This window comes from Aquimarina acroporae, assembly GCF_023195925.1.
Lineage (GTDB): Bacteria > Bacteroidota > Bacteroidia > Flavobacteriales > Flavobacteriaceae > Aquimarina > Aquimarina acroporae.
In genome coordinates this window covers 293,068-305,330 of the sequence record NZ_JALPRE010000009.1, presented here as the reverse complement: position 1 = coordinate 305,330, position 12,263 = coordinate 293,068, and the positions used below count along the sequence as shown (strand labels likewise).

Below are 12,263 nucleotides of genomic sequence, written 5' to 3'. Positions count from 1 at the left end.
ACTCTCACATCATGCACAAACACATCATTTCTGGTCTCTTTTTTGACATAATTTACGCCAAAAGAAGCTTACTTTGTCTAATTTTCACAATGTGCTTATTCCTTCAGGGATGTACAGACACAAAAACTAAACAAGAGGTTATAGAACAACAACCAACAGAATCCAAAATAGATTATTTTGATCAAACTGGCAGATCAGATCAGTTTATGGGAGGTATTAAGATGATACCCATTACTACTCCAAAAGGAGAATTTAAAGTATGGACAAAACGTATAGGAAACAATCCTAAAATGAAAGTGCTTCTACTCCACGGAGGGCCAGGTATGACTCATGAAATATATGAGTGTTTTGATGGATATTTTCCTCAAGAGGGTATCGAGTACTACTACTATGATCAATTGGGATCATATTATAGTGATCAACCCAAAGATAAAAGTCTATGGGATTTACCAAGATTTGTAGAAGAAGTTGAACAGGTAAGAATTGCCTTGGGACTAAACAAAGATAATTTTTATCTGTATGGGCAATCTTGGGGAGGAATACTCGCTATGGAATATGCCTTAAAATACCAGCAAAACTTAAAAGGTCTAGTGATTTCCAACATGGTAGCTTCTGTTCCAGAATATCAAAAATACTCTGATGAAGTACTTGCCCCTAAACTTGATCCAGAAGTATTAAAAGAGATTATGACCTATGAAGAAAAAGAAGACTATGCCAATGAGAGATATTTAGACCTCATCGTTCAGCACTACTATACAAAACATGTAATTCGAATGCCTGTTGATCAATGGCCTGAGCCTATAAACAGAGCGTTCAAACATCTTAATCCGGATGTTTACGTTACCATGCAAGGACCCAGTGAATTTGGAATTAAAGGAGATGCAACACTTAAAAATTGGGATGTAAAGGATCAATTATCTACGATAACGGTTCCTACACTAAGTATTGGGGCTACGCATGATACTATGGATCCCAAAGAAATGGAATGGATTGCTAATGAAGTACAAAATGGTCGTTATTTGCATTGTCCAAACGGAAGTCATCTTTCTCAATTTGATGATCAAAAAGTATTTTTTGAAGGTCTAATTACATTTATTAAAGATGTAAACAACAATACTTTTAACACAAAATAAATTCTAAATTTTCATTTTAGAGGCATGAAAAAAATACAACTTCTAGCGCTTTTTATGTTTATGGTTATCTCAGAATCATATGCACAACAAGTTAAACCCCCCATAGATACAACTATTGTTACCAATCATTCTACAACCATTAAAGGAAAAACCATTCCTTATAAAGCTACAGTTGGATTTCAACCGGTTTGGGATGATAAAGGAATGCCTATAGCGTCTCTTTGTTATACATATTACAAAAGATCAGATATCAAAAATGATCAAAATCGCCCTTTAGTCATATCTTTTAATGGTGGACCTGGATCAGCTTCGGTATGGATGCATATCGCATATACCGGCCCAAGAATACTTAAGATTGATAGTGAAGGGTTTCCTATACAACCCTACGGAATTAAAGCAAACCCAAATTCTATTTTGGATGTAGCAGATATTGTTTTTATTAATCCTGTAAATACCGGATATTCTAGAATGTTACCCGGTAAAGATGGTAAAATGCCTGACAAGAAATTGTTTTTTGGAGTTAATGCTGATGTTGAATATCTAGCGCGTTGGATAAATACTTTTGTTACTCGGAATAATCGTTGGAGATCACCAAAATACTTGATTGGAGAAAGTTACGGAACCACTAGAGTATCTGGTTTAGCTCTAGAGTTGCAAAACAGCCAATGGATGTATATTAATGGGGTGATCTTAGTATCCCCAACTCAAATCGGGTTCAAATTCGATGGCCCGGTTGAAATTGCTAATCGCCTCCCCTATTATACGGCAGCTGCATGGTATCATAAAATGCTACCTTCAGAGCTACAAAATAAAGATTTACTAGAAGTTTTACCAGAAGTTGAAGAATATACAATTAATGAATTACTTCCTGCAATAGTCAAAAGCGGATACCTAGACGCTGCTAAAAAGGAAGAAGTCATAGAAAAAATGGCGTATTATTCAGGATTATCGAAAACAACTATTCGACAACATCACTTAGAAGTGCCTAAAAGTTATTTTTGGAAAGATCTGCTTAGAGAAAAGGAAGGATACACCATTGGAAGATTAGACTCTAGATACAAAGGTATGGATGTAAAAGAAGCTGGGGATAGCCCAGACTACAATAGCGAACTTACCGCTTGGCTTCATGCATTTACTCCTGCCATAAATTATTATTATAGTCAGGAACTTAATTTCAAAACCGATGTGAAGTATAACATGTTTGGTCCGGTTAGACCTTGGGACAGAACTCAGGATAATACAGGAGAAAATTTGAAAAAAGCTATGGCAATGAATGCCAACTTACACACCATGATTCAATCTGGATACTATGATGGTGCTACTACCTATTTTAATGCTAAGTACGTAATGTGGCAATTGAATTCTAATGGTAAATTGGGAAATCGTTTAAGTTTCAAAGGATACAAAAGCGGGCATATGATGTATCTTCGTAATGAAGACCTAATACAAGCAAATGACGATATTAGAAACTTTATCACAACATCTTCGGCAAACATTAGTAAAGGATCAAAATATTAACCAAACCATTACATATGAACTTAGCACAAGTAAATATTGCAGAAATGATAGCCCCTGTTAACGATCCGGTTATGGCAGATTTTGTAAACAATCTGGATCGTATTAATGCTTTGGCCGAATCTAGTAAAGGTTTTGTATGGAGACTAAAGGGAGAAGAAGGAAATGCTACCGCCATACGCGTGTTTGAGTATGATTTTTTGATCATAAATATGTCGGTATGGGAAAATATGGATACGTTATTTGATTTTACGTATAACACCTCCCACGTAGAAATTTTAAAACGAAAAAAGGAGTGGTTTCATAATATGAAACAAATGCATATGGCGTTTTGGTACGTTGAAAAAGGTCATATTCCATCGCCAAAAGAAGCCAAAATGCGGTTAGAATACATCAGAAAACATGGAGAGACACCATACGCTTTTACTTTTAAAAGTAAGTTTACTTTGGATGATTTAAAGGCTTATAAAATCCAACTTTAGAATTATGACACAGTCAAATGCCTTGATATCGATATTTATACTCTATATACTTACAACTGCTTCCATAACGGCACAAACAAAATTTGAAAAGGAATATCGAATACACGAAAAAGATGCACCGACAAAAGCCTTAAATTTCGTTTCAGATTCTTTTATCGATTCAAAAATAAAATGGTATCAGGAAGAAAGCCACGAAGGAAAAACTATAGAGGCCAAAACATTATTCAATAAAGTTAGACATAGTATTGAATTTGATACATTGGGTAATCTTATTGATGTAGAAAGAACTATCAAATTTTCTGATTTAGCCTCATTGCTTCAAGAAAAGATTAGTACTTCTTTGAAAAAAGAATTTTCTAATTTCAAAATTTCTAAAACTCAAATTCAGTGGAAAGCTTCATCAAGGCAAACTCTTATTTCCTTAATAAATAATCAATACACTAATGAAGTATACACTCAAAATTATGAGATCGTTCTAAAAGGTAAAAAGAACAAAACATATGCTAACTATGAAGTTTTGCTTGATCAAGAAGGTGTTATAGTAAAAGTATTAGAGATTCTACCCAGAAATACTGACAATTTAGAATTCTAAGACCATTGGTATCATTTTCTATGAGAATATTAATTTCATTGATAGTTCTAATCGTAATTTCTCAAGGCACCTGGGCTCAATCCTCTTTTTCGTCTGGTCTGTTACCCAAGATCAGAGTATCGATTAAGTTAGGGGATCATCTTAAATGGGTAAATGGTATAGAATCCCGACAGTTAATCATCGATAACACAAAAGAAAACTCCATTGATTATGAATATGTACTTACAGATTTCTCAACCCTATTGTCTCATAAAATAGGTTCCAATCTTTCTTTAAATGGAGGATATTTATTGCGTATAGAAGAAAATGACATTTCTCATCGTACAATTCAACAATTTAACATCATACATGCTGTACAATCCCTCAGACTAGGGCACAGATTTGTTACCGACCAAACGTTTAATAACTCAACTTCCCCTAAATTTAGATTGAGATATAGAATTACCATGGAAAAAGCACTCTCAGGACAAAAAATAGATCCTGGAGAATTATATCTAAAAATAGGCAATGAATATCTGGGAAGTTTACAAAGTAATGAATCTGATCTTGAAATTAGGGTCATTCCTTTTGTTGGATATGAAATTGACAACAAAAATAAAATAGAAATGGGTGTAGATTACAGGGTTGGTAATTTTATAAATGCTACTTCAGAAAATGATCTTTGGTTAAGTTTTAATTGGTATTACTCCTTAGATTGGCGAAAGTAGAAAACCAAAACACCTATTTCACAGACAGTATCAATATTTCATCATAATTGCATACCTTATCAAACAAAAAACAATGTCTGCTATCTTAAAGATTAAACCTCTAGGCTTTCCTTGGGAAACAAGTGACCCTTTTTTATTTTGTGCTTATCATGAAGATCAATACCCCAAAGGAAATAAGGTATTGGGCCCTAACGCTTCATTAACCGGACGTAGTCTTGGTCAAGATTTTGTTTTAAAAGATGGTTGGAGAATGTATCATGGAACCAAAGTACCTGGATTCCCCGCACACCCCCATCGTGGTTTTGAAACGGTAACCGTGGTTCAAAAAGGATTGGTAGATCATTCTGATTCTTTGGGAGCGGCCGGTAGGTTTGGACATGGAGATGTACAATGGATGACCGCCGGAAAAGGGGTAATGCATTCTGAAATGTTCCCCTTATTACATTCAGACAAGGAAAACCCTTTCCTATTATTTCAGATATGGCTAAATCTGCCAAAAGATAAAAAAATGGTTGAGCCCCATTTCAAAATGTTGTGGAGTGAAGAAATACCTCAAGTTATAACTCAGGATAAATCTGAAAATAAAATTGAAATACATGTAATTGCTGGAAACTATTTGGGATATACCTCCCCTACTCCAGCTCCAAATTCATGGGCCGCTGACCCAAACAATGAAGTAATGATTTGGACTATAAAAATGGAACCAAATGCAACGTTCTCTTTTCCGAAGAGCTCTTCAGGAATAAATAGATCTTTATTCTTTTTCAAAGGAAGTCAGATAACAAGTGAAGGCCATACTATACCTGTAAATCACAAAATGATTCTTAATTCTAATGAAGAGTTCACATTAACTAACGGAAATACCGAGGCACATTTTTTATACCTCCAAGGAAGACCAATTAACGAACCTGTAGTAAAACATGGCCCTTTTGTAATGAATAGCCAAAAAGAAATTATAGAAGCCATAGAAGAATATCAAAAAAACCAATTTGGAGGCTGGCCTTGGCCTACTAACGATCATGTACATGCGCCTTCAAAAGGTAGATTTGCTCTATTTCCTGATGGTACAGAAATAAAAAAATAAAAAAATCGACTTTTAACGGTTCAATTTAATTCTTTATCTTTAAAAGCAGATAAACTATAACCGCCTATTCCCCCCAATTTAAGAAGGTATCTTTTTTTACAATTTAATGAGAAAATTACTTCTTTTATTACCCCTAATCGTTTTTTCATTGCAACTCAATTCCTGCGCTGAAAAAAAGGGATTAACTCTTACTGAAATAAACTGGCTACAAGAAAACGAAATTACCATTGCCTTATTCCCGTATTATCCTCCCTATGTATTCGTTGGTGAAGACAATAGGATAAATGGGATTTTTGTAGAATACCTTGATGCTATTGAAGAAGAACTCAATTTTAAGTTTAACCGGAAATACTATTCGAAATGGCCAGAAGTAATAGCAGATATAGAAGACAAAAAAATAGACATTATTGTTGAAATACAAAAAACTAAAGACAGGAAACAATATCTAAACTTTTATTCTGAGTTGTTCAAATCAAAACATGTTTTGGTTACTAGAAAAAAATCTGAAATTCATGATTCCCTAAAGGATTTTAGTAATATGGAAATTGTTGTACCCAAAGAGTATGCAATTTCTGAAAATCTTTTGCGAAAATACCCAGATATTAAAGTTGTAGAAAAAGGAGATGATTTACAGTGTTTGCAATTATTAAACTCGGGAAAGTATGATGCCTATATTGGCCCGAAACCAGTGGTTAATTACCTCATCAAAAACAAAAACTTAAACAGTCTGAAAATCAATTTTGAGACAGAATTAATGTACAAACCAGGTATAGCTATAAGGAAAGATAACCCTATACTCAATCATATCTTTTCTAAAGCTGTAGCTAATATTTCTGATAAACAAAACCAAAACATCCTTGAAAATTGGCTTTACCGAGAGAATCTTCCTTTATACAAAAGAATTGACTTCTTAGTACCCGTCGTTGCATCTATCTTTTCGCTATTGATCATCTTAGTTATCGTAAATTTTTACTTGGGCTTCATCGTAAAAAAAAGGACCAAAGAATTAAGATTAGCCAAAGAAAGTGCAGAAAAAGATAACGCTCTCAAAACGGCATTTTTACACAATGTTTCTCATGAAATTCGTAGCCCAGTTAATGGAATTGTTGGTTTTTCAAGGCTTTTAAGAGAACCCAAGACCTCATTACCAGAAAAAAGAAAATATGTAGCCAATGTAGTTCATAGTTGTCAGCAACTTATTAAAAATATGGACAATATTCTAGAGATATCTAAACTACAAACCAATCAGGTAACACTTAACTCAGAAAAAACTGATCTTATTCATGTATTTGATACCGTCACATTATCTTTTGAAAAAAAGGCGAATGAAAAAGGAATTCAATTAATATCTAATAACAATATTCCGCCTCGTGATCGCATTGCGAATATCGACAAAGGTAAACTTACTAAAACCATAGAATGTCTCATTGAGAATTCAATTAAATTCACACAACGAGGCGCAATTTTAATTTCAGGGTCAACTCAAAATTCTTCATTAATCATTTCGGTTAGAGATTCTGGAATGGGTATGAATGGCACAGGCAAACAGAGTCTTTTTGAAAACCTTGATAAGTCTGAACCTCAAATTTCTAAAAAGTATGGTGGTCTAGGTCTTGGATTAGCAATAGCAAAGAAAAACACCGAACTCATGAACGGTGAATTATTGTTTTCTTCTATTAAAAATCAAGGCACAACTTTTAGACTCGTTATTCCATATATACCTTTACTCGAGAAAGGCAGAAAAATTGAAAATGACTTAAATGAAAAAAATGGTACAGATCATTACACCATTTTAATTGCTGAAGACGGTGAAGTAAATTTTCTATTCCTAAAAACTATTCTAACAAAGATAGAAGACTATAACTTTAATATTCATAGAGCTCATAATGGAAAAGAGGCGGTTATATTTTGCGAAAAAAATGTTCATATTGATCTTGTACTAATGGATATTAAAATGCCAGAAATGAACGGTTATGAAGCTACACAGATTATTAAACAACTTAGACCCGAAATTCCCGTAGTAGCTCAAACCGCATATTCTACTAAAGAAGACATTCAAAAAGCTCTTTCTGCTGGATGTGATGACTTTATATCTAAACCCGTAGACCCAAAAATATTGAAAACTGTCTTAAACAAATACCTAAAAAAAGAAGATTAACCCTGCAATAATCAAAAAAACTACCTTTAAATCAATTGGTTACCCAAATATTTTTTCAATAAGAATACTCCTTTTTTTGAAAGTGTAACTATTAAATAGTATCTTTAAGAGAAAGATTAAAGAAGTTTGGGAGAATTATTTAATCTAAAAATTATGCTGAAAAAGCTACTTTTTCCTATACTATTGGTGCTTGTACTGATCGTATATTTTTCCTGTTCTCGCCCTTCTTCAACCCTAACAGAAGAAGAACACAGTTGGTTGCAAAACAACAATGTTACGGTTGCTCTCTTTCCTTATTACGCTCCTTATCAATTCATTAATGAGAACGAAAAAATAGATGGAATCCTAATTGATTATCTGGATCTTATTGAGCAAAAAGCTGGTCATAAATTTGAACGAAAACTCTACTCTAACTGGGAACAGTTATTAGATGACACAAAAAACAACAAGGTCGATATTGTTCTTGAGATACAAGAAACCTTAGAAAGAGATGCTTATCTTAATTTTTATGCTCAACTTTTTAAGTCAAACTTTGTAATTGTAACCCGTAAGGACAATAATTCAGGTGTCAATCTAAAAGATTACTACAATAAAACAATTACAGTACCCAAAGATTATGGTATTCATGAAATACTCAAAGAAAATGAAAAAGGATTACCAGTAGCTACTGAAATCGATGATAAAAGTTGCCTTGTAAAACTCAATGACGGAAAATATGATGCATATATTGGTCCCAAAGCGGTTGCCAATTTTATAATAAAAACTGAAAACTTAAACAATTTAGAAATTGTTGGTGAAACTGGATATGTTTACATGCCTAGCCTTGCGGTACAAAATAACAATTCCTTACTTAACGGAATCATTGAAAAAATTCAAAACGATATTGACGAAAAGGATAAAAACCTAATTTTTGATAATTGGTTGTATCTCGAAATTGTTCCCTTTTACAAGAAAGCTAATTTTTGGATTATGCTTTCTCTGGTAATTTTACTCTTCTCGGTAGTCGTTCTTTTGTTAAATAAATATCTTAAATATTTAATTGGTAAAAAGACCGAAGAGCTGCATATTGCCAAAGAACGTGCTGAGGAAAGCAACAAATTAAAAACAGCTTTTATTCACAATATATCGCATGAAGTACGTACGCCAATGAACGGTATCATTGGCTTTTCTGAACTTCTAAATGATCCTGAAATTACATCAGAAAAACAAAAAGAATATTCGAAAATTATTATTGACAGCAGTAACCAGCTAATTACGATAATTGATGATATCATTGAGATATCAAGGCTACAAACCAATCAAGTAGAACTACAACTAGAAGAGACCAATTTTAATAGCGTATTACAAATTCTTTTTACCGAATTTCAAAGCAAAGCTATCAGTAAAAATATAGCAATTCATTTAGATAATAAGCTCACCGATGAACAGGGAACTATACTCATGGACAGAGCAAAAATCAATAAAATACTTTCTAACTTAATAGATAACGCAATTAAGTTTACAAAAAAGGGAATCGTTGAAATCTCAAGTTATATCGAAAAAGATAATTTGATCATTTCCATTCAAGATACCGGGATTGGGATCAAATCTGAAGATCAGGAAATTATATTTAGAAATTTTTCGCAATCTGAAAAAGATGTTACGAAAAGTTACGATGGGCTTGGGCTTGGGCTTTCGATAGCACAAAAAAATGCCGAATTAATTAAAGGTAAAATTACTTTTACTTCAATTCCCACCAAAGGGTCTACTTTTACAGTATCCGTCCCTTACCTTCCAATTTTTGACCCTAATAAAGCAAATAAGCCTGAAATTGAACATCTTCCTTCCGAAAATATACCTATAAAACAAGTTATTCTAATTGTTGAAGACGGTGATGTTAATTTTCTGTTTCTTAAAACCATTTTGCAAAAAATGAAAGGTTACAAATTTGTAATTCATAGAGCAGAAAACGGTAAAAAGGCGGTAGATATTTGTGAAAACAATGAAAATATTGATCTCATTCTTATGGATATAAGAATGCCGGTAATGGATGGTTATACAGCAACGAAGAAAATAAAAAAAATACGGCCTAAACTCCCCATTATTGCGCAAACGGCATACTCTACAGAAGAAGACGTTCAAAGAGCTTTAGAAGCAGGCTGCGATGATTTTGTTGCTAAACCTGTAGATCGCAAAATTTTAAAACCCATCATTAATAAGTACTTTGCGATCTTTTCGAAATAAAAGCTATTCATCATGTCACTTAAAGAACAATACGAAGGTTTCTTAGAAAGTTCACCTATTTGGCTTGAGGATTCACTATTTGGATTGTCCCAATTTACTAAATTACCTAGCAAACATTTAACAATACCGAATGAGTTAGCAATTGAAATCCCAAAAAATGAAGTACTTGGAAAACGCATTGAACGTCTTTTTGAATATTATATAGATACAAGTGATCGATATACTTTAATCGCTAAAAATATTCAAATATTTAAGAACAAAGTTACTCTTGGAGAGCTAGATTTTTTGCTTAGGGACACAAAGATTAACAAAGATATTCATATCGAACTGGTCTATAAATTTTATGTTTACGATCCTAAACTTCCGGAAGAATATGATAGATGGATAGGGCCAAATCGAAAAGATAGTTTTATTTATAAGATTGAAAAACTTAAAAACAAACAACTCCCTTTACTCCATAGAGAGGAAACCAATCAGGTCTTACGGGATCTCAATCTAAAACAAACCGAGATCGAACAAAAAGTTTGTTTTCTAGGACACCTTTATGTGCCTTTACATATGAAACATCATAATTTCTCATATGTAAATCCTGAATGTATTAAAGGGTATTGGTTACATTTCGAAGATATTAAACAACAACAAAATAAGAACAACCTATTTTTTATTCCCAAAAAACAAGATTGGGTAACACATCCAAGACACAATATTGTTTGGCATAGTTTTGATAAAATAGAAGCAGAATTAACTCATAGTATTGCTCAAAAAAAATCTCCACTTCTTTGGATAAAAAGTGGAGAAAATTCTTTTGAACGACTTTTTATAGTATGGTGGTAAACGTCTAGATATCAAATCCAAATCACCATTTATAAATCGCTGATATAACTTCCATAAAGGTCTTTGAATCTAAAACCTTCAGATAATCTATATTTACTTAGTTTTTTAAATTCAACTAATCCCCATAACAAAAATTCTTTCATAAAGTATTGATCATTTTCGTTGAGATCAGATTGATATTCTTTTATCAATTCATTAAGTGGTGGTATTCCATCTAATTTTGCTTTGTATTCTTTTTCCGATACATCATCTAACAATTCAAACGCACTTTCTTCAAAGAACCAATTCACTAATTCTTGATATGGGCTTTTATAATCTTCTTTTTCTAGTCTTTCAATTTTCGGAAAATACTCTGGAAACAAAGTCTTAATAGCGTCTGTGATTAATGTTTGAGCTACAGAAGCGGCTCCTTCCTGCTCCCCTTCGTATACAAGTTCTACTTTACCGGTAATTGATGGAATTACTCCAATAAAGTCACTCAATCGTAACAGAGTTTCTTTATCTCCCGAACGAAGTGCTCTATGTTCTGCTGTGCTCAACAGATTTTCAAAAGCAGTAATACTCATTCGGGCACTTACTCCACTTTTGTGATCTATATATTCGCTTTCACGAGCTTGAAAACTTAATTGCTCTAAAAGATCTTTTGCCATCTCAGGAACATATACCAAATCACTTTGTCTTGTATCTAGTTTTGCTTCTTGTTGAGTAATAGTTTTTGCTATTTCTACACTCTCTGGGTAATGTGTTAGAATTTGAGACCCAATTCTATCTTTTAGAGGAGTTACAATACTTCCACGATTTGTATAATCCTCGGGGTTTGCTGTAAACACGAATTGAATATCCAACGGTAATCGAAGATTAAAACCTCGAATTTGAATATCCCCTTCTTGTAAAATATTAAATAGCGCTACCTGAATACGAGCTTGTAAATCTGGTAATTCATTGATCACAAAAATACTTCTATTGGCTCTAGGTATCATCCCGAAGTGAATTACCCGGTCATCTGCATAACTCAATTTTAAGTTTGCTGCTTTAATAGGATCTACATCTCCAATGATATCTGCAACAGTAACATCGGGAGTAGCCAATTTTTCGGCAAATCGAGCAGATCGATGCACCCAAGCGATAGGAGTATCATCTCCTTTTTCCTCAATTAAATTAAGGGCATATCTTGATAACGGATTGTAGGGATCGTCATTGATTTCTGAACCTTCTACTACAGGAATCCACTCATCAAGTAAATTAACCATCTGCCTGGCTAATCTTGTTTTTGCCTGTCCTCTCAAACCTAAAAGGTTAATATTATGTCTTGAAAGTATCGCTCTTTCTAGCTCAGGTATTACTGTATTTTCGTATCCGTGAATTCCTGTAAATGTATCTTCTCCTTTACTAATTTTGGTTCTTAGATTATCTCTAAGTTCATCTTTAATAGATTTACTCTTAAAACCAGATTCTTTTAATTGACCAAGTGTTTTTATATTCTCTATTTTCATAAATTTTTTTTCTGTAAACAATAATTTTGAACAAAAAATTGG

At 33.1% G+C, this 12,263-nt stretch carries 10 protein-coding genes; 9 read left to right on the top strand and 1 reads right to left on the bottom strand.

From position 1 onward, the window contains the following. Positions 1 to 89 precede the first annotated feature (89 nt). From M0D21_RS15230 to M0D21_RS15190, 9 genes are all read left to right on the top strand, one after another. A complete protein-coding gene (locus M0D21_RS15230) occupies positions 90 to 1,133 on the top strand; it encodes a proline iminopeptidase-family hydrolase (protein WP_248331036.1) in 1,044 nt (347 codons plus the stop codon). A gap of 24 nt (positions 1,134 to 1,157) precedes the next feature. After that, positions 1,158 to 2,651 carry a S10 family peptidase gene (locus M0D21_RS15225; protein ID WP_248331034.1) on the top strand — a complete coding sequence of 498 codons (1,494 nt, stop codon included), beginning with the start codon at positions 1,158 to 1,160 and terminating at the stop codon, positions 2,649 to 2,651. A gap of 14 nt (positions 2,652 to 2,665) precedes the next feature. Beyond that, complete coding sequence (locus M0D21_RS15220; protein ID WP_248331032.1) at positions 2,666 to 3,130, top strand: DUF3291 domain-containing protein; 465 nt, start codon at positions 2,666 to 2,668, stop codon at positions 3,128 to 3,130. Positions 3,131 to 3,134: 4 nt separating this feature from the next. Further along, positions 3,135 to 3,722, top strand: coding sequence for a hypothetical protein (locus tag M0D21_RS15215; protein WP_248331030.1), 588 nt, complete (start codon positions 3,135 to 3,137; stop codon positions 3,720 to 3,722). Positions 3,723 to 3,742: 20 nt separating this feature from the next. Further along, complete coding sequence (locus M0D21_RS15210; protein ID WP_248331028.1) at positions 3,743 to 4,429, top strand: DUF2490 domain-containing protein; 687 nt, start codon at positions 3,743 to 3,745, stop codon at positions 4,427 to 4,429. Between the two features lie 73 nt (positions 4,430 to 4,502). Next, the gene (locus M0D21_RS15205; RefSeq protein WP_248331026.1) at positions 4,503 to 5,513 is read left to right on the top strand and encodes a pirin family protein; all 1,011 of its coding nucleotides are present in this window, start codon (positions 4,503 to 4,505) and stop codon (positions 5,511 to 5,513) included. Between the two features lie 106 nt (positions 5,514 to 5,619). Then, complete coding sequence (locus M0D21_RS15200; RefSeq protein WP_248331024.1) at positions 5,620 to 7,671, top strand: hybrid sensor histidine kinase/response regulator; 2,052 nt, start codon at positions 5,620 to 5,622, stop codon at positions 7,669 to 7,671. Positions 7,672 to 7,824: 153 nt separating this feature from the next. Then, positions 7,825 to 9,894 (top strand): hybrid sensor histidine kinase/response regulator, encoded by a 2,070-nt coding sequence (locus tag M0D21_RS15195; protein ID WP_248331021.1) that lies wholly within the window; start codon positions 7,825 to 7,827, stop codon positions 9,892 to 9,894. Positions 9,895 to 9,906: 12 nt separating this feature from the next. After that, entirely contained in the window at positions 9,907 to 10,728 is an 822-nt protein-coding gene (locus tag M0D21_RS15190; protein WP_248331019.1) for a DUF1853 family protein, read from the top strand. Between the two features lie 29 nt (positions 10,729 to 10,757). On the opposite strand, the gene M0D21_RS15185 is transcribed toward M0D21_RS15190, so the two are convergent. Then, positions 10,758 to 12,221 carry a sigma 54-interacting transcriptional regulator gene (locus M0D21_RS15185; protein WP_248331017.1) on the bottom strand — a complete coding sequence of 488 codons (1,464 nt, stop codon included), beginning with the start codon at positions 12,219 to 12,221 and terminating at the stop codon, positions 10,758 to 10,760. Between the last annotated feature and the right edge of the window lie 42 nt (positions 12,222 to 12,263).